Annotated in this window: 15 protein-coding genes; 11 read left to right on the forward strand and 4 right to left on the reverse strand. The window is 40.6% G+C overall.

The features are described 5' to 3' along the window. Positions 1-333: 333 nt before the first annotated feature. From MHI35_RS04445 to MHI35_RS04470, 6 genes are all read left to right on the forward strand, one after another. A complete protein-coding gene (locus MHI35_RS04445; RefSeq protein ID WP_012009374.1) occupies positions 334-2,229 on the forward strand; it encodes a PrkA family serine protein kinase in 1,896 nt (631 codons plus the stop codon). Positions 2,230-2,369: 140 nt separating this feature from the next. Then, positions 2,370-3,533, forward strand: coding sequence for a sporulation protein YhbH (yhbH, locus tag MHI35_RS04450; protein WP_144522403.1), 1,164 nt, complete (start codon positions 2,370-2,372; stop codon positions 3,531-3,533). A gap of 363 nt (positions 3,534-3,896) precedes the next feature. After that, positions 3,897-4,529 (forward strand): HlyD family efflux transporter periplasmic adaptor subunit, encoded by a 633-nt coding sequence (locus MHI35_RS04455; RefSeq protein ID WP_144493787.1) that lies wholly within the window; start codon positions 3,897-3,899, stop codon positions 4,527-4,529. A gap of 39 nt (positions 4,530-4,568) precedes the next feature. Continuing rightward, complete coding sequence (locus MHI35_RS04460; RefSeq protein ID WP_211064397.1) at positions 4,569-6,188, forward strand: DHA2 family efflux MFS transporter permease subunit; 1,620 nt, start codon at positions 4,569-4,571, stop codon at positions 6,186-6,188. Positions 6,189-6,205: 17 nt separating this feature from the next. Next, the gene (locus tag MHI35_RS04465) at positions 6,206-6,730 is read left to right on the forward strand and encodes a flavodoxin family protein (RefSeq protein ID WP_034663787.1); all 525 of its coding nucleotides are present in this window, start codon (positions 6,206-6,208) and stop codon (positions 6,728-6,730) included. A gap of 13 nt (positions 6,731-6,743) precedes the next feature. Beyond that, positions 6,744-7,103 carry a hypothetical protein gene (locus MHI35_RS04470; RefSeq protein WP_144522405.1) on the forward strand — a complete coding sequence of 120 codons (360 nt, stop codon included), beginning with the start codon at positions 6,744-6,746 and terminating at the stop codon, positions 7,101-7,103. Between the two features lie 113 nt (positions 7,104-7,216). On the opposite strand, the gene cspB is transcribed toward MHI35_RS04470, so the two are convergent. Together cspB and MHI35_RS04480 are read right to left on the reverse strand one after the other, a co-directional pair. Further along, a complete protein-coding gene (gene cspB / locus MHI35_RS04475) occupies positions 7,217-7,417 on the reverse strand; it encodes a cold shock-like protein CspB (protein WP_003212277.1) in 201 nt (66 codons plus the stop codon). Positions 7,418-7,634: 217 nt separating this feature from the next. After that, a complete protein-coding gene (locus tag MHI35_RS04480) occupies positions 7,635-8,720 on the reverse strand; it encodes a GGDEF domain-containing protein (RefSeq protein ID WP_211064396.1) in 1,086 nt (361 codons plus the stop codon). A 178-nt stretch (positions 8,721-8,898) separates the two neighbouring features. Between MHI35_RS04480 and MHI35_RS04485 the strand changes: the two genes are divergently transcribed. Then, positions 8,899-9,198, forward strand: coding sequence for a hypothetical protein (locus MHI35_RS04485; protein WP_249407504.1), 300 nt, complete (start codon positions 8,899-8,901; stop codon positions 9,196-9,198). A gap of 34 nt (positions 9,199-9,232) precedes the next feature. Here the strand turns inward: MHI35_RS04485 and MHI35_RS04490 are convergent, their stop codons facing one another. After that, positions 9,233-9,631, reverse strand: a complete 399-nt coding sequence (locus tag MHI35_RS04490) for a spore coat protein (RefSeq protein WP_144522407.1) — start codon at positions 9,629-9,631, stop codon at positions 9,233-9,235. A gap of 151 nt (positions 9,632-9,782) precedes the next feature. On the opposite strand from MHI35_RS04490, the gene MHI35_RS04495 reads away from it, so the two are divergent. After that, positions 9,783-10,292: a YhcN/YlaJ family sporulation lipoprotein gene (locus tag MHI35_RS04495; protein ID WP_186325057.1), complete on the forward strand. Its 510-nt coding sequence runs from the start codon at positions 9,783-9,785 to the stop codon at positions 10,290-10,292. A 156-nt stretch (positions 10,293-10,448) separates the two neighbouring features. Continuing rightward, positions 10,449-11,324, forward strand: coding sequence for a hypothetical protein (locus tag MHI35_RS04500; RefSeq protein WP_211064407.1), 876 nt, complete (start codon positions 10,449-10,451; stop codon positions 11,322-11,324). 25 nt (positions 11,325-11,349) lie between these two features. On the opposite strand, the gene MHI35_RS04505 is transcribed toward MHI35_RS04500, so the two are convergent. Then, on the reverse strand, positions 11,350-11,994 hold the full coding sequence (locus MHI35_RS04505) for a spore coat protein (protein WP_211064395.1): 645 nt from the start codon (positions 11,992-11,994) through the stop codon (positions 11,350-11,352). Positions 11,995-12,139: 145 nt separating this feature from the next. On the opposite strand from MHI35_RS04505, the gene MHI35_RS04510 reads away from it, so the two are divergent. Both MHI35_RS04510 and MHI35_RS04515 read left to right on the forward strand, forming a co-directional pair. Beyond that, entirely contained in the window at positions 12,140-15,520 is a 3,381-nt protein-coding gene (locus MHI35_RS04510) for a CheR family methyltransferase (protein ID WP_335348953.1), read from the forward strand. A gap of 86 nt (positions 15,521-15,606) precedes the next feature. Next, positions 15,607-18,510, forward strand: coding sequence for a 5'-nucleotidase C-terminal domain-containing protein (locus MHI35_RS04515; protein ID WP_335348952.1), 2,904 nt, complete (start codon positions 15,607-15,609; stop codon positions 18,508-18,510). The last annotated feature ends 32 nt before the right edge of the window (positions 18,511-18,542 follow it).

Raw genomic sequence — 18,542 nt, forward strand, 5'->3', positions numbered from 1 at the left:
TTACCAGGCTTGCCTTCGTAGCCAGCTGTGAAAATGGATACTAAAAACGTAATGATGACGCCCATCATAATGACCGTTCTCATATAAGCTCCCCCTTATCCCTTTGTTTCGATCGCTGCCTATTTCATGTGATGTGAAGTTCGCCTTGAAAAACAGGAGAAGAAGATCATTTTTCTCCTGTTTTTCCTTTATTATGAAGGGTCTTGCGGATGGTTGTCAATTCAGTTTGCCAATTCGTCATTTTGAAGAACGAAAGCATGTAATAGGACGCCTCCGCATAGATTGTAAAACAGTATCTGATTACTTGCTTCAATCTTGAAAGAGGAGGTTCATATGGATATTTTAAAGAAAATCGAACAGCACAGAGAAGAAGAGCAGCGTCTTAAATGGGAAGGAACATTTGGCGAGTATTTAGACATTATAAAGGAAAATCCACTTGTCGCTCAATCTGCTCATTCTCGCGTTTATCATATGATTAAAGACAGCGGGATTGAAGAGGAGAATGGGGTCAGAACGTACAAATTTTTTGATCAGGAGCTTTTTGGATTAGAGGAATCGTTGGAAAGATTAGTGGAAGAATATTTTCACCCTGCTGCCAAACGGCTTGATGTGAGGAAGCGTATTTTGTTATTAATGGGACCAGTGAGCGGGGGGAAATCTACGCTTGTTACTAGGCTGAAAAGAGGACTAGAGGAATATTCACTGACAGATAATGGCGCAGTCTATGCGATCAAAGGCTGCCCGATGCATGAAGATCCGCTTCATCTTATTCCGCAAAATCTGCGGGAGGATTTCTATAGAGAGTATGGCATTCGTGTACAGGGGAATTTGTCCCCTTTGAATATGATGAGGCTGGAAGAGGAATTTGGCGGGCGAATTGAGGACGTAAGGGTTGAACGGATCTTTTTCTCAGAGGATAAACGGACTGGTATTGGTACCTTTAGTCCGTCTGATCCGAAATCTCAAGACATTGCTGATTTAACAGGAAGCATCGATTTTTCCACCATTGCTGAATTTGGATCAGAGTCAGATCCAAGGGCCTATCGCTTTGATGGAGAACTCAATAAAGCAAACCGAGGAATGATGGAGTTTCAGGAGATGTTAAAGTGTGATGAGAAATTTCTATGGCATCTTCTGTCATTAACGCAAGAAGGAAATTTTAAAGCAGGCCGTTTTGCCTTGATTAGTGCAGATGAATTGATCGTCGCTCATACGAATGAAACCGAGTACCGGTCGTTTATTTCAAATAAAAAGAACGAGGCTTTGCATTCAAGAATTATTGTGATGCCGATTCCTTATAATTTGAAGGTGACAGAGGAGGAACGCATTTATCATAAAATGATTTCAGAAAGTGATGTCGCAGATGTGCATATTGCACCGCATACGCTAAAGGTGGCAGCGATGTTCTCCATTCTGACAAGACTCAAAGAGCCGAAGCGTTCTGATATTGATTTGGTGAAAAAAATGCGTCTGTATGACGGAGAGAGTGTCGAAGGCTTTCAATCTGCTGATATTGATGAGATGAAAAAGGAATTTCATGATGAAGGGATGAGCGGAATTGATCCGCGGTATGTCATTAACCGCATTTCCTCCACTATTATCAGGAAAAACATGGAATCGATCAATGCGCTGGATGTCCTTCGTTCCTTAAAAGAAGGGCTCGATCAGCATCCGTCTATCTCCAGTGAGGACCGGGAGCGCTATTTGAATTTTATTTCTGTTGCGCGAAAAGAGTACGACGATATTGCGAAGAAGGAAGTACAAAAGGCATTTGTGTATTCCTATGAGGAGTCTGCGAAAACGCTCATGGATAATTACTTAGATAATGTCGAGGCATATTGCAACAAAAACAAGCTGCGTGATCCATTAACTGGTGAAGAAATGAATCCTGATGAAAAGCTTATGCGTTCAATTGAGGAGCAGATCGGGATTTCTGAAAACGCCAAAAAAGCTTTTAGAGAAGAAATTCTGATTCGTATTTCGGCTTATGCAAGAAAGGGCAAACGTTTTGATTATAATTCTCATGAAAGATTGCGTGAGGCGATTCAGAAGAAGCTGTTTGCTGATTTAAAAGATGTGGTGAAAATTACGACGTCAACGAAGACACCGGATGAACAGCAACTGAAGAAAGTGAATGAAGTAGTAGCTAGATTAATTGATGAACATGGCTATAATTCTACAAGTGCAAATGAACTTTTAAAATACGTAGGCAGTCTTCTCAATCGTTAATCAATGAAGGAGGCATTATTGGCGCAATTGCACCGGTAATGTCTTTTTTAGAAATGACCGTCAACTTGGGTGACGAGCAGCATAAGATAAAGGAATTGGTGGTTAGAAGAATTGTGCAAAATAGGTGAGGAGGGGGATGGATGTCCCGGCAAGAAAAAAGTCAGTTTATTGTATCTCAGGAAGACTGGTCCCTCCATCGAAAAGGCTATGACGACCAGCAGCGTCATCAGAAAAAAGTCAAAGAAGCGATTAAAAACAATTTGCCGGATCTTGTCACAGAAGAAAGCATTATCATGTCTAATGGAAAAGATGTTGTTAAAATTCCAATTCGTTCGTTAGATGAATATAAAATTCGGTACAACTACGATAAAAATAAGCATGTGGGTCAAGGCGATGGAGATAGCGAGGTAGGCGATATTGTCGCACGTGATGGATCAGACAGTAAGCAAGGGCAAGGAAAGGGGCAGAGCGCAGGAGATCAGGCTGGAGAGGATTATTACGAAGCAGAGGTCTCATTAATGGATCTTGAGGAAGCACTGTTTCAGGAATTAGAGCTGCCAAACCTTAAACAAAAGGAGCTTGACGACATCATTGTTGAACAAATTGAGTTTAATGATATTCGCAAAACCGGGTTAACAGGGAATATTCATAAAAAACGAACGATGCTCTCAGCATTTAAACGAAATGCAATGACAGGTAGCCCTTCCTTTTATCCAATCTACCCAGAGGATATCAAATATAAGACGTGGAATGAAGTGACCAAACCAGAGTCGAAAGCCGTCGTTTTGGCAATGATGGATACGAGCGGAAGTATGGGGCTTTGGGAAAAATATATGGCGAGAAGTTTTTTCTTTTGGATGACACGTTTCTTACGGACAAAGTATGAGACGGTCGATATTGAATTTATTGCCCATCATACAGAGGCGAAGGTTGTCGATGAAGAGCATTTCTTCTCGCGCGGCGAGAGCGGGGGAACGATTTGCTCCTCTGTCTATCGAAAAGCGCTAGAGCTCATAGACGAACGTTATCCGCCGTCGCGATATAATATTTATCCTTTTCATTTTTCTGATGGGGACAATTTGACCTCAGACAATGCACGGTGCGTAAAGCTTGTTTCTGAAATTATGAAAAAAGCTAATTTATTCTGTTATGGTGAAGTGAATCAATACAACCGGCATTCTACCTTAATGTCAGCATATAAGCATATACAGGATGAAAAATTTAAGCATTATATTTTGAAGCAAAAATCAGATGTTTTTCTCGCCCTAAAAAAATTTTTTCAGCAGGAAGAAGTTCTTTCATAAATAGCACATTTGAAAAAACCTTTCAGTATAAGGGCTGAAGGGTTTTTTGTATGGAGAAGGAAGGGATCACCAGAAAAAAAGTAAAACTTTCTCTTTGACATTTCAATTTTCATTTATTAATATTTAATCTTGTTAAATATAAGTTTTTCAAAAAAGATGCCGATCGTCTTTTCTTCTTTTTCTACTCTTTGCTCATGAGTGAACAATAAGTATAAATGGGCTGCACACCATTATTCATGCGGGGAAGATGAAGGAGAAATAACAGTTTTATGAGCTTGCTTCATATTCTGTCAGATGATGGGCATTCTAAGTTTGCTAAAGCAGATGACACTATATTTTTATACATGAAAGGAGAAACAAAACATGAACAGAGGGCGTTTATTGCTAACGAACATTATTGGCCTTATTGTAATTCTTGCCATTATTGCCGGAGGTGCTTATTACTATTACGAAAGCACAAATTTTGTCAAAACTGACGAGGCAAAAGTAACAGGTGATATGTATCAAATCACAGCACCAGCAGCTGGACAAATCAAAGGCTGGGATATCAACGAAGGTGACGAAGTGCAAAAAGACAGCACAGTTGCAAAAGTTGAAGGAGAAACAAAAACAAACATTAAATCAGTGGCTGATGGCACATTAGTCAAAAAAGAAGTACAAAACAATCAACAAGTGCAGCCTGGTACAGTTCTTGGTGAAACCATTGATTTAAGTAAGCTTTACATCACAGCGAATATCAAAGAAACAGATATTAAAAACATTGAAAAAGGCGACAAAGTCGACATCGTGGTAGATGGTGATCCTGATACAACATTTGAAGGAACAGTTGAACAAATTGGTTATGCGACAAACTCAACATTCAACATGCTGCCAGCAACAAACTCAAGTGGTAACTATACAAAAGTGACACAAAAAGTAGCAGTGAAAATTTCAATTAAAAATCCATCAGACAAAGTACTTCCTGGTATGAATGCTTCTGTCAAAATTTCATCTTAATGATGATTGATATCAAAAAATGAAAGGAGGTTGTCTGAGATGGCAAATCAACCTGCAGCAACAAAACAGGGAGCAGGCTCCTTGTCTTTACTGATCATTTTAATGGCCGGCTTGTTCGTCGCGATCTTGAACCAAACGCTTCTGAACGTAGCCATGCCCCATTTAATGACTGAATTTAATGTGAGTGCAACGACGATTCAGTGGCTTACAACCGGTTATATGCTTGTCAACGGTGTGCTCATTCCGTTATCTGCGTTTTTAATCACACGCTTTGGACAGCGTAGCTTATTCCTAGTAGCCATGATCTCGTTTACCTTAGGGACTTTTATTTGCGGGATTGCCCCGAACTTTTCGACCATGCTCATCGGCCGGTTGATTCAGGCAGTCGGCGGCGGTATCTTGCAGCCACTCGTGATGACAACAATCCTTTTTATTTTCCCTCCAGAAAACAGAGGGAAAGGAATGGGGATTTTCGGTCTTGCGATGATGTTTGCTCCTGCGGTAGGACCAACATTATCTGGTTACATTATTGAACATTATTCTTGGCGTATTATGTTTTATGGACTTGTTCCAATCGGAGCAATTGTCATTATCGCGGCTTTCTTTATGTTTAGAAATATTGTAGAGCCTAAAAAGATCAAGCTGGACAGCCTTGGTGCGATTCTTTCCATCGTTGGTTTTGCTTCGCTTCTATACGGAGTGAGTGAAGCCGGAAGTGATGGCTGGACAGACCCGATCGTCTTATCGACGATTATTGTTGGTGCGATTGCGATCATTCTCTTTATTTTCCAACAGCTGAAAGCTGATAATCCGATGCTTGATTTCCGAGTGTTTAAATACAGTATTTTCTCACTATCAAGTGTCATTAATATTATTATTACAGTTGCCTTATATACTGGGATGTTCTTACTACCAATTTATCTGCAGAACCTTGTTGGGTTTACGGCATTGCAATCCGGGCTATTAATGCTTCCAGGGGCACTTGCGATGCTGATTATGTCCCCGATTTCAGGGATTTTGTTTGATAAATTTGGACCTCGTCCACTTGCGATTGTGGGGATGCTCATTACCGTTGTCACCACATTCGAGTTTACAAGGCTGACGATTGATACATCATATAGTCACATTGTGCTCATGTATGCAGTTCGTGCATTTGGTATGTCACTACTTATGATGCCTGTGATGACAGCTGGGATGAACCAATTACCACAGCACTTAAACAGCCATGGTACAGCGATGTCTAATACATTAAGACAAATCAGCGGTTCGATCGGTACGAGTTTGATCACAACGATTTATACGAATCGGACAACATTCCATTATTCGAATATGGCGGATCAAACAAATACAGCGGACCCGTTCTTTATGAATTCGTTCCAAGCGGCTGTGTCGAATGTGATGCATCATATGGGTATGACAGCTGAAGCTGCTCAAAAATATGTATCCACCCAGCTCTTTACGAAAGCACAGGTTGATTCAAATGTAATGGGTATCAATGATGCTTACATGTGGGTAACGTTATTCTGTGCCGCTGGTGTTATTCTCAGCTTGTTCCTGCGTGATGTACGTAAGGATAAAAAGCGAAAAGATCAGCAGATTAAAAAACAAGAAATGACACTGCTTCCAGCACCTAAGGAAGCAAACCAAGATGCAAGATAAGTGTGGAGGGACCGTACATGAAAATTTATGTCGTATACGATAGTGAAGGTGACCATACAAAAGCACTAGCAGAAGCAATTGCAGCGGGTGCAGGTGAAACAGAGCAGGCTGAAGTATTTGTTGATCATGTGAAAGATGCAGATATTCGCAAACTCGATCAAATGGATGCGATCATTTGGGGCTGCCCTGGTCACTTTGGAACCATTAGTTCTGGATTAAAGACATGGATTGACCGTCTTGGCTACCTATGGGCAGAAGGAAAATTAATCGATAAAGTCGGTGCCGTTTTCTGTACAACTGCTACAACGCATGGCGGTTTAGAAATGACGATGCATAATTTGATTACCCCAATGTTCCATCAAGGAATGCTTGTTGTTGGTCTTCCTGGAAATGTGCCAGAGAATGCTTTATACGGCTCTTACTATGGAGCAGGTGTGACATGTCCGATTGATTCTGATGAAGTGATTTCGACAGAAGGCATTGAACTCGGAAAAGCATTAGGAAGACGTGTAGCATCAGTCACTGCGTCATTTAAGCGATAAGGAGAGGGTTCTTTTGGCGACGATTATTGTAGCGTTAGTAGCTGCTGTTCTAGTCATTATCGGATTAGTAACATTCAATGTCAGACACGCTTCGGTTGAGAAGAAAGAGATCAACGAAGATGTGCCCAATCAGCCTGACGTGCCCCGCAGCGAGTCAGAAGTTGCGGCGAGACCTGTAGAGCCTGAAGTAAAAGAGGAAGCGTCAACGCCTTCTCAAACGGATGAACGAGTGTCTGGCGATGATTTCTATAGACAGGCGCTTCAAAAGTTTAAGCAGCCAGAACCACCTGTCAAAGAAGAAAAACCAGAGACAAAAATGAATGATGATATGTATCGATCTGCTTTGCAGAAGCTAAAGCAGAAGGACAAATAAAAAAGGAGAACCTCTCGTCAGGTTCTCCTTTTTTATGGCACAAAAAAACCGCCGGCAGAAGCCAAGCGGTTTTCCTTCACTCTATAAAGTGCTAAAGAGCAGATGCTCTTAAATTACGCTTTGTTAACGTTAGCAGCTTGTGGTCCACGGTTACCTTCAACGATTTCGAAAGAAACTGCTTGACCTTCTTCTAAAGTTTTGAAGCCTTCGCCTTGGATAGCAGAGAAGTGAACGAATACATCGTCTTGACCTTCTACTTCGATGAATCCGAAACCTTTTTCAGAGTTGAACCATTTTACTTTACCTTCTAACATGAAATTTCCTCCTAAAGCGATCTTAACGCTTAAATTCACTATTCTTGCTCTTACACAAACTTCAAAGACGAAAACTCTTTCAAAACTTTCTTCTTAAAGATGATACGAACAAAAATAATTACCTTTACTTTACCAGTGTTTGCGGGAAAAAACAACTGTTATACGAAAACTTTTTTAAAAATAATTAGCGCTAACAAATTGAGGAAAAAGCCTATATTTATTGGCCTCTTTTTCTCCCTGAGAAGCTCACTTGATTTCGGCCAGACTGCTTCGCTTTATAGAGCTCCTGGTCAGCTATAATCGGTAATTGTTTGATGTCTGGACTTGTCCCAGAGTAATATGCACACCCAAGTGATACTGTAATATGAATGGACATACCATTTTGTAAATAAATCGGCTGATCTGCTATTTTTCTCCGTAAGCGTTCTGCAATCTGCCATGTTTTTTCAACTGTACAATTTGGTAGAAAGACAGCAAATTCCTCGCCGCCGATCCTGCCAATATAATCAGAGCTTCTTGTGTTTTTGATCAGCCTTTTTCCGACTTCTTTTAAAACCATATCTCCCTCATGATGTCCATATTGGTCATTGATGGATTTGAAGTAATCGATGTCTATGTAAATAAGGGACATTTGATGGATAGGCTGCTTAAATTTCATCGAAAAAGCATCATTTAAGACCTCATCGAACTTCCGTTTATTTAAAACACCTGTTAAAAAGTCATAATGAGCTTGGAATTTATACAAATTCAACAGCTGATATGCTTTTGTTTGATGTTCAATGACGTAAAAGTTAAACAAACCTGCAATATATGAGAACATCCAATAAGTAAAATGCAGTTCAAATGATGTCTCATGCACGATTATGATAAACAGGCTTGTGGCAATCACATTACCGATCGTAATGGATAAAAGCATTTTTACAACATGATTCATATGTCGTTCAGCAATTAAAAAAGAAGCTGTAGCAATGATCATCATGGAAAAAATATTGATGAAAGAAGCGATGTTGGCTTCGATTAATAATCGACCAATGATCACAACAACGGCTGCAATGATGGTTTGGGCAATGCCTCCGTAAAAGGCCGTTAAAATAAGGGGGATATGTCTTAAATCGATGATAGCTGGTCCAGCTTTGATAGAGAAGAACATTAAGAGGACACCGAGTAACCCAGAAAGAATGCCTTTGCATAGTTGTCTGAGCAGGGTATCTTCTTTCTTTAGAAAATTCTCTTTAAACACAAGCATAAATAAATAATGGAAAGTGACAAGAATTGTTAAATTAATAAAGAGGTCTCTTAGCAAAATTAAATCACCTTTTTAAAATTACTAAAATTTGTTGCAAAAGAAAAGGGGAAAAAGGATAATTAATAAAAATTTCACTTATGAGGGGATCGAAACACATGCATGGAAAACGCTTCCCAGATGAACCGGACTTGCTTTCTTTTTTGAAACGGAGCCTGATGAAAGGTTCGAGAAAGGGATGCCGATTGAATATCAAAACCTGACATTTCGATTTGAGAATCAAGACGAGCGCTTCGTCGTCACGATGTACCTTGGAAGTCAAGAATTTACGTTAAAGGCTGTTCGAAAAAAAGATGGATCTATTTTAGGCATTTATGATTTTAAAACCGTGCAGCAGGTAGAGATAAAAAAGGACAATCAAGACGATAAAGAGCTTTTGATCATAGTAGAAGCTTATGGTGATTTTATGACAACAGTTGAAATCGCTTTTTTACCTTTCTTCTCTGTGATGGTGAAAGAGCATTTTTCAGAAGAATAAACAGGAGCCTCTATACATGAAGGCTCCTGTTTTCTTATTTGTGCTCGATGTCATTGATTACTTGCTGAATTGATTCATCATCCATTACATTCATGACACTTTCATCAATGTGGAGAGACTGTGCATAGGACTCTCTTGGCTGATGGTTTCTTGATGTTGATTGGTGTTGATTCGTATGATTCGGCTGTACAGCAGTGAATGCTTGCTTCATCATTTGTCCGATTTCCGCAGTGCCCTTTGATTCTTTCTGTGCGTGCGACTCGTGTCGAGGCGAGTCATGGTGCTGTTGATCTTTTCCCTTCATCATTGAAGACATATTCATTTGCGTCATGCTTTTCAGCCTTCTTCGTAAAACAGGGGAAAATAATGCAATGATGGCTGTTGATACTGCGATCATTGCGCCAGTGCTCATGCCTTTTCTTTTTTTAAACAAACGAATCCCTCCAATTGATCGTGATGATACTTCTTCATCATGTTTAGGATGACCAAACAAAGATGAATTATGAATTCATTTCACTGAAAGAGAGGATGTATGCATAAAAAGTCGGCTGGATGAAAAACCTAAGAGCAAAAGGAGGGAATAAATGATGAATAAGAAATGGATGCTATCTTTACTACTCGTTCCAGCATTGATCACCACTGGATGTGGTATGAACAACCAGGGCGATGAGCGAAGAGGAACAATGAAACGACAGTATGAAAATGTCACATATAAGAATGACAACATGAGGCAGGATCAGCCAGATGTTCAAACACCTCAGAAGGTCAAAGTGGCAGACAAAGCGTCAGAGCTTGTAGCCAACATGCCTGAAGTAAAAACAGCGAACGTACTTGTTACAGGAAAGAATGCATTTGTTGCCGTTATGCTTGAAGGCGATAAAAGCGGTAATGTGACAGATGATTTGAAGAAGAAAATTTCTGATAAAGTGAAATCAACAGATCAACAAATCGACAATGTGTATGTATCTGCGAATCCAGACTTTGTCGATCGCATGGAAGGGTACGGAAAACGTATTAAAAGCGGAGAGCCCATCTCAGGATTTTTCGATGAATTTACTGAAACGGTTAGACGTGTCTTCCCTGAATCAAAATAGCTACGACAAAAGCCGTATGTCATATGCGGCTTTTTTGTTTGGAACCGCACCTTGCGCACCTGACTGCATAAAGTAAAAAATATATCACCTCTTGTTGATCTTTGTTTCTTCATAGAAAGAGAAAGAGGCTGCAGGATGAATTCGGGTGGGGAGCAAATGAAAGCCAAGCCGTCAATGATTCATAAAAAGCTTGTAGGCGGAATGATAGCAGCAGGTCTCATTTTTTATGCTTTCACCGCGTACTTGATTTATGTTGCGTTTCAACTGACAGGACAATATTTAGAGCAGCAGTCTTCTCCTAAAACGATTTTAACGGAGGGGCTCAATAAGCAAGTCTATGAACATATTAGAATATACTATGCAGAGGAAGAGGACGCTTTTGTTGATTTGACAATTGAGGCGGTGGATCAGGCAAAGAAGAGGACAGCGTCAGTGTTTCAATATGAAACTGACAAACCTTTAGACATTATTTATTTTGATGATAAAGAAACAATTGAGCAATTTGCTGGGATCAAGCATATTACGGGTTTTTATTCTGATCATGATCAAATGATAGGGTTATATCCAGATAAACGGGAAGCATTATTGAAGAAAGAGACACTGCCTTTATACTTTTTCAACACATTATTGATTCATGAATATGCTCACTTTGTTTTCTATGAAAAAGTTCATTCTTACGAAGTGTCTCCGGTGATCTTCCCCCTTTGGTTCCATGAGGGAACAGCAGAATGGACGGCCTATGACGTGTTAAATGCCACGTCTGAACGGTTCGACGTCATTCCCTTTCAGTCTCTTCATTCTGATCAAGATTGGCAGGACTCCCGGATGACGTATGAGACAGATGTTTATGTACAAAGCTACTATATGATCTATGAGCTGGTGCAGCTTTACGGACGAGATATCATACATGAGATCATGCACGAAACGGCGAAAACAGGTCTATTTGCTAAAGGCTTTGAACAGGCAACAGGGCAACGGCTCGCAGATTTTGAAGATTATTTTCACAAGATATATCAAAGAAAAAACGGCTGACCAGTGAAAATGGCCAGCCGTTTTTTTAATGAAGAGGCTTTTGCTGATTCGCTTTGCTTGGCGGCATTTGAACCTGCCCTTGAAGCGGTGCAAAAGCGGATGTCATGGCCGTCATGTCTTGTCTGGAAAGCTGCGGGACTTGATAGTAGCCATGCTTGTTTTGATACAAAAAAATTTCATACGCCATTTCGATAAAATTTGGGATTTGCGCAGCAAGCACACGTCTGACAACTGGATTCGTTACTTCTAATGCTGACATGGAAAGTAATCCAGCATGTGATTTGACGAGGCTGAGCATATGCCCTGTGATGCCCAAATCTTTGACATCCTGTAATGTTTGATTCGGCTTCTTCGGCTGAGAAGGCTTGATCCCGTATGTCACTTGTGTGTGTTCTTTCATCATATAAGTAGCGGTTTCTTCACTAGGCTTTTGTCCAGTAGAAAAACAATCTACAGTGACATTGTACTGAGATAAGACGAATTGGTATTGTCGATCCAAGATGTCGGATAATGCAGGATCTTGAATAAACTGCCGTAGGATCATATACTGATCCAAAATATTAATTGTGCCGGCTAAAATTTCATGTAAGTCAAATAATTCATGTCCGCCATGATTGAGTTCAGGCTGGGGGGTGCTCCCTTGAAACATTGGTTGTTGATCGTTTTGCACTTGAGATTCCTCCTTCTATTTATACAATCTGTTTTAATGTGAGGATGTTTTCCTTCTTTCATGCAAAAAACATTATTTACAATTAGAGGGTTTTCTTCCTTTTTGTCGAAAAAAAGTATCAGACGAATGAACATGGGGGTACCAGATGCAGGACAAAATCATTAATCGTTTGATAGAAGACGAACATGTGCAGACACCAGTGATTGGCATCGGTGTTTCGCCGTTTGAACAGCATCATCTTGAGGCTTTCTTTCAATCATTTCCACATGAATTAAATGCCTCTTTTATTGTTGTGCAAAATCATGTGACAGGCGATTGTATAACTGATTTGGAAGCACTTGTTTTGCCGATTGGCTACCGGGCAAAAACGATTAAACATGGTGAGAAAGTCATGAAGAAGACGATTTATTTTTGTCCACAGCATGCGGTAGTGACGTTAACAGAAGATCAGCGGCTGCACCTATCAGAACAGCTGCCGGCGTGCATGGGTTGTTCTGTGGACTTGCTTTTTCAGTCTCTTGCCAGCGTTCAAAAGGAGGAGGCTTATGCAATTTTCTTTCAAAAAGGTCATTGCGTGGGAAGTGGCTTGCTTCAGTTGGTTGAGCAGGGCGGTACAGCTTTATCGTGCAGTGAGGAAGAAAGTGGTTTTGATACTTTGTATCAACAATCATTCAAGGACCCTTCCACCCTTGCGGCATACATCTCCAACATCATGAATGTTCCGCACATTGATGAGGCAGATCCTGTTTTACTGAGAATTATTGAACGACTTGAAATGTATAAAGGCATTGCCTTTTCAACCTATGAAAGGAAAAGGTTGCTATCTGTCATTCAAAAACGAATGAAGGTTGCCAAAAAAAGGATTTCATTGTTAGCAGAGTATGACTACTTATTAGAAAGAGAACCCGATGAGCTTGACCTTCTGCACGTACAGCTTCTAAGCGGCATGACATCTTTCTTTAGAGATATGGAGGCTTTTCATGTATGTGAACATCAAATCATTCCATCGATCATTGAAAATGCGGTGAAAAACGGGAAATCTCGATGCCGTATTTGGATAGCTGGATGTTCGACAGGAGAGGAAGCGTATTCTTTTACGATCTTATTTATAGAAGAAATGAAGCGAAGACAAGTGACCATTGAACTTCAAGTATTTGCAACAGATATTAACCGGAAAGCCATTCAAACAGCTAGTAAAGGTCTCTACACAGTAGAGTCTATGGCAAGGATGCCGGAAAAATGGCGGGCGCGATATTTCGAAAGGAAAGGTGACGCTTTTATTGTGAAGCAGTCGCTTAGAAAACATATTGTCTTTGCACCTCATAATTTATTGATCGATTCACCTTTTATCCACCTCGATTTTATCAGTTGCCGAAATGTTCTGATGTACTTCCAGCCTGAAGTACAAAAACGAGTATTGTCCCGATTCCAATATGCTTTAAAAGATGAAGGGATATTAATATTAGGGCCAAATGAAACTGTACCCAATATCCCTCGTTTGTTTCATTTGTTCAATGAAAAATGGAACATTTACACCCATTCAACCGTTTCAAAACCACATGTCTCTTGGACACCAGACACTCGTGATTTCGAGTTGAAAGCGCGAGCCGAACAATATATGCAAGAAGTAAGCAAGGATTATGATGCATGTATAGTCATCAATGATAGTGACAAAATCCTGGCAGTATCAAAGGGTGCGTATTCTTTTTTAGATCATACAGAAGTGTCAGGTCAATCATGTGAATATGTGACACCTGATTATATGAAAGAGATGCTCAGTCAAACCTTTCAAAAGGTGTGGACAGACGAGACAGAGGTTGTGTTTCAACATGTTCTCATTTCAGATGAAGGTAGTAAGCAGTATGCAGATTTTACCGTGAAAAGTTTTGACCGCCGTTTTAAGGGAGTTTACGTCATCCTCATTCGAATGAATGAGAGAGGAAAAAATCAAAAGAACGGCAGGGACGTAGGGATGTCAGATCAGAATTCAGTCTATCAACAGCGTATTGTCGATTTGGAAAATGAACTCAATGAAGTCAAACAAAAGGAGCAGGAGGCAAGGGCTCAATTAAAAGAGAAACACGCGCAGTTAGAGGAGTTTGAGAAAAAGCACGAGCATTTTATTAATATCATAAACAATTTGAGGGTGACAAGAGAAGAACTTTACAAACCCTCTGTCAAGCCGGAGCTTGCAACGCTGTTTGTGGACAAGGACATGAATATTCGCTATTACACTCCTACAGCTGCCTCTTTATTTACTTCAGCGAAAATCAGACATCAGCAATCCTTTCAGTCGATGGCTAAAAAGCTTACGAAGGAAACGCTCTATCATGATATCCAATCCGTCATATCGGAAAGGCGCGTGATCGAACGTGAAATTGAAACGAACGAAGGCGAGCAATTCACGGTTCACCTCACACCCATCTTCGATGAAGAACATGAAGGAGCGGTGATGACTTGGATGAAAATGACTGAAGTAACGAAAATTAAGCAGTCGCTTCATCTAGCGGTGACGGCACTTGATAACAGCCATATTCATATTGTTGTGGCAACTGAGGAAGGGGTCATTCAATGTGTGAACCAGCGTTTCTGTCAGTTTGTCCAGCAGCATGAATATGACCTGATCGGCAAAGATATTTTTTCCGTCTATCATTCACTATGTCAATGTGATGATTTAGAGAAACAATGGAAGGTTTGTTTAAGAGAAGGTAGCTGGACAGGTGAGTTGTACTTTCAAGATTTATGTGGACGTGAACGATGGGAGAGAGTCTCTTTACATCGAATTGATGACCCTGACAAAATGCAGTCAACCGTCATGCGGATTTCAGAGGATATTACCAATCAAAAGCAGTCAGAGAAGATGCTGATGAAATCAGAGATGCTGTCAGCAGTAGGACAGCTTGCAGCAGGTATCGCTCATGAGATACGGAACCCGCTGACCTCATTAAAAGGGTTTTTACAGCTGATGATTCAAAGTAAAAAGTATCAGAAAGGTTATGCAGATGTGATGATGTCTGAGTTTAATCGGCTCGAGTCGATTATTAATGAATTTCTCGTTCTTTCGAGAAGCAAATCGGTGAAATTTGAATCGGTACATGTCAATCTTCTGCTCGAAGAAGTGATCATGGTTGTTGAATCTCAGGCGGTCTTAAAAGGCGTGTCCATTCAGAAAAAGCTGTCTCCATCGCTCCCTAACATTCAAGGCATTCCGAATGAACTGAAACAAGTCTTCTTAAACATCCTAAAAAACGGAATAGAAGCGATGGATGGTGTGACAGGTGTCATCAAGGTGACCTCTCTCATGAAAGATCATCAGATGATGTTGATTTTTGAAGACCAAGGAAAGGGAATACCAGAGGACGAAATAGGGAAACTCGGTGAACCATTTTATACAACAAAAGAAAAGGGGACAGGTCTTGGTTTAATGATGACCATTAAAATCATCGAAAGCCATGGCGGCAACATTCGTTTTGAAAGCAAAAACTTTGAGGGAACACGAGTGATTATTACCTTTCCGATGAGTTAAAAAAAACAAGTTTTACATGAAATCCATTCAACATCAATATTTACTTTGTACACTATGAGAGATGAAGCGCAAAGGGGAGAGGTCTAATGAAACGAATGCTATCTATTCGAATGATTTGTTGTTTGGTTTTGGTGATCTTTAGTTTGCAGTCCTTATTGCCTGGCATGTCCGCAAGGAGCGAGGTCAGTGCATCGGAAAAGAAAGAAATGGTGTGGAAACAAAATAAGATTGTTCAGATTAAAAAAGCTCGTCAGCTCATAGGAGAGACTGTGACAGTGAGCGGCATTGTGACAGCAGATCAATCAGCTATAGGCAATGGAAAACTGTCCACATACATTCAAGACAAATCAGCTGGAATTAATGTTTATTCAGCCCAGTTCAATCAGTTCCCGGAACTAAAAGCAGGTATGAAGGTGACAGTGACTGGTAAAATCACAACTTATAAAGGACTGATTGAAATTGTGCCAGATCAAGGCAGTCTGAAGATAGATGCTGTGAACCAAACCTTGCCAAAGGCGAAGCGAGTGTCTGTGAAGCAGTTAGAAACGGACCAAGCAGATAAACATGAAGGAAGACTAGTAAAGGTCAAAGGCTATGTAGAGACAAAACCAGAACAGCCGGCTGGCGGTGGATACAATGTGGTGATCATTGATAAAAAATATCACAGCACCACTCTGAGAGTGATGGTCGATACGAATGCAATTGATAAAGTAAAGACAGGGAAATGGTACGAGTTTACAGGGGTGTTAAGCAGGTATGATACGTTGCAGGTGCTTCCAAGACATAAGGATGATATCAACCTGCTGAAACGCCAGCCAAAGCCGCCAAAGATGAAGAAAGAATACAAAGCAACGGTTGACCGTGTGGTGGATGGAGATACGATTCATCTAAAGAAGCCCGTTCTAGGTACAACAAAGGTACGTTTTGTAAATATGGACACGCCGGAAACCTATCATCAGCCAAAAAGTGAATTAGACAAAAACCAATTGCGGTTTGGACAGCAAGCGACTGACTATTTAAAAACACTTCTTTCGAGTGGTGACCAAGTCACATTAAAGATTGGTCCTGAAGCGAAGGATCACTATGGACGTCTTTTAGCTCAAGTAAAAACCAAAAAAGGGTTAAATACAAATCTAGAGCTTGTGAAAAAAGGATATGCCCCTACTTATTTCATCTGGCCAGTTGGAGATGAAAAGGACTATCATACGTTTCAAAATGCAGTAAAAGAAGCAAAGGAAAAAGGGCTTGGCATATGGAACGAAACGGATCCTCTGCTGGAACAGCCATTTGAATTTAGAGCACGTGAACAGAAAAAAGGACTGACACGCTATGTTGGTGACTCATCTGTCAAAACCTACGTGTCCCCTGACAAATGGAAAGAAGTCGATGTGGATAAACGGATCTTTTTTGCTTCCAAAGAAGAAGCAGAGCAGGCTGGTTACGAGCCGGTAAAGGAAGCGGGAGAAGTGCCATTAACGATTTTAAGTATGAATGATTTACACGGTAAAATTGATCAGGAATACGAGCTAGATCTAAAAGGTGATGGCAATAAAGGCATGTATGGACGAATGGATTATGTCGCGGCCTATATGAAGCAAAAACAAGCAGCGCACAAAAATACGATTACGGTCCATGCTGGAGATATGATTGGCGGGAGCTCTCCAATATCTTCTCTTCTGCAAGATGAACCTACCGTTGAACTCATGGAGAACATTGGCTTTGATGTCGGCACGGTCGGCAACCATGAATTCGATGAAGGGGTAGACGAGCTATTGCGTATCTTAAATGGTGGAGATCATCCTAAAGGTACAAAGGGGTATGACGGACAGAACTTTCCGCTCGTTTGTGCGAACTGTGAATACAAGGATACTGGAAAACCGCTTTTACCAGCTTATGAAATCATTGATGTCGAAGGAATCCCAGTCGCATTTATCGGCGTTGTGACCAAGTCAGCGGCAGGAATGGTCATGCCGGAAGGAATTAAAGACATTCAGTTTACAGATGAAGTCAAAGCCGTCAATGAAGCCACGAAGGAATTAAAGCAAAAAGGAGTGAAAGCTATAGCGGTTTTAGCTCATATGACAGCCTCTCAAAATGGAGATACCATCACTGGAGAGAGTGCAAAGCTTGCCAAAGAAGGTGATGATGAAATTGATGTCATCTTTGCAGGACATAATCACGAAGTGGTCAATGGAGAGGTCAATGGAAAATTAATTGTGCAAGCCTTTGAATACGGGAAGGCGATTGGCGAAGTCAATGTGACACTTGACCGTAAAACGAAGGATATCGTCAAAAAGAGTGCAAATATCCAGTATGTAGATCAGGCCGGTATAGAAATGGACAAGGAAGCGGCAGACATCTTGGCTCATTACGGGAAAGAAGTGGAGCCGATTATTAGTGAGGTTGTTGGAGAAGCCGGGGTCAAAATGGAAGGTGGCTATTCAAATGATGGAGACACGCCGCTCGGTAATTTGATTGCGGATGGTATGAGATATTCAATGAAAAGTGACTTTGCCATGATGAATGGAGGCGGCATTAGGCAAAACCTTGAAAAAGGGCCGATAACGTGGGGAGATCTCTTTAATATTCAGCCATTTGGCAACGTTTTAGTCAAACTAAAGATCAAGGGAAAAGACTTAGTAGAAATCATAGAAGCACAAATTTCTCCACAATTTGGACCAGATTATAGCATTTCAGGCTTTTCATATTCCTATGATCCTGTAACATATAAAGTAGTCGACTTGAAGCTGCCAAATGGTTCAGCCGTAGCTTTCGATCAAACGTATACACTCACTGTGAATAACTTCATGGCAACAGCAACTGGCAGTAAATATGCACCAATAGGCAGGCTTGGACAAAACCCTGAAACTGGCCCAGAAGACTTAGAAGCTACTGTCGATTTTGTGAAAAGCTTTGAGGGAGCTTCCATTGTGTATCAAAAAGAGGGACGAATTCAAAAAGCAAAACAAGAAGAAAAAGCAGCAAGCTAAAAAGCGTATCATCTAAGAGAAATGTAACAGGC

Source organism: Bacillus sp. FSL K6-3459, assembly GCF_038003305.1.
Lineage (GTDB): Bacteria > Bacillota > Bacilli > Bacillales > Bacillaceae > Bacillus > Bacillus pumilus_O.

Coding starts and splice junctions, on each gene's coding strand:
- MHI35_RS04445 (WP_012009374.1), top strand. CDS start 334: ATGGATATTTTAAAGAAAATCGAACAGCACAGAGAAGAAGAGCAGCGT.
- yhbH (WP_144522403.1), top strand. CDS start 2,370: ATGTCCCGGCAAGAAAAAAGTCAGTTTATTGTATCTCAGGAAGACTGG.
- MHI35_RS04455 (WP_144493787.1), top strand. CDS start 3,897: ATGAACAGAGGGCGTTTATTGCTAACGAACATTATTGGCCTTATTGTA.
- MHI35_RS04460 (WP_211064397.1), top strand. CDS start 4,569: ATGGCAAATCAACCTGCAGCAACAAAACAGGGAGCAGGCTCCTTGTCT.
- MHI35_RS04465 (WP_034663787.1), top strand. CDS start 6,206: ATGAAAATTTATGTCGTATACGATAGTGAAGGTGACCATACAAAAGCA.
- cspB (WP_003212277.1), bottom strand. CDS start 7,417: ATGTTAGAAGGTAAAGTAAAATGGTTCAACTCTGAAAAAGGTTTCGGA.
- MHI35_RS04485 (WP_249407504.1), top strand. CDS start 8,899: ATGCCGATTGAATATCAAAACCTGACATTTCGATTTGAGAATCAAGAC.
- MHI35_RS04495 (WP_186325057.1), top strand. CDS start 9,783: ATGATGAATAAGAAATGGATGCTATCTTTACTACTCGTTCCAGCATTG.
- MHI35_RS04500 (WP_211064407.1), top strand. CDS start 10,449: ATGAAAGCCAAGCCGTCAATGATTCATAAAAAGCTTGTAGGCGGAATG.
- MHI35_RS04510 (WP_335348953.1), top strand. CDS start 12,140: ATGCAGGACAAAATCATTAATCGTTTGATAGAAGACGAACATGTGCAG.
- MHI35_RS04515 (WP_335348952.1), top strand. CDS start 15,607: ATGAAACGAATGCTATCTATTCGAATGATTTGTTGTTTGGTTTTGGTG.